A 488-nucleotide genomic window follows, 5' to 3' on the forward strand; every position below is an offset into this window, starting at 1 on the left:
GGCGACGATCGCTGCCGTGGCGGGGCTCGGGTCCGTCGGCGCGACGGGTGCCGGTACGGCCGCCGCGGTGAGGCCGGCGGTCACGGGGGCGTTCCAGCTGTCGACGCCACCGCTGGCTGCCGCGGGTTCGAGGTTGAGTTCGTCGCTCATGCGGTGAGTATCGCCCCGCGCGCAGTATCTCGTCCACCAACTCGACTTACAGGCCGAGGCCGCTTTCAAGGCCGCGGGCGGCCTCGCGCGCGCGTGCGGCCGCGATGGTGGCGGCGCGATGGCGCGCTGCGGTCTGGGCGCTGAGGTATTCGTGCAGCCGTTGGGCGCGGAGGGCGTCGCGGGTGCGGTGCGCGGCGATGACGTCAGCAGAGATGCCGCTGCCGGCCAGCGGTTGGCCTGTGTCGGTGCGCTCGAAGATGGCGTCCTCGGCGACGCGGTGCGCGGCGCGGTCGGCGGTGATGCGGTCGGCGACGGCGGCCATCAGCTGGCGGGCGCGG

At 74.8% G+C, this 488-nt stretch carries 1 protein-coding gene; it reads right to left on the bottom strand.

Going from position 1 to position 488, the window contains the following annotated elements:
• Positions 1–196: 196 nt before the first annotated feature.
• Positions 197–488 (bottom strand): hypothetical protein (locus tag AXK60_RS27280; protein ID WP_175400112.1); only part of this gene is annotated, 292 nt, incomplete at its 5' end.

The organism is Tsukamurella pseudospumae (assembly GCF_001575195.1).
Taxonomy (GTDB): domain Bacteria; phylum Actinomycetota; class Actinomycetes; order Mycobacteriales; family Mycobacteriaceae; genus Tsukamurella; species Tsukamurella pseudospumae.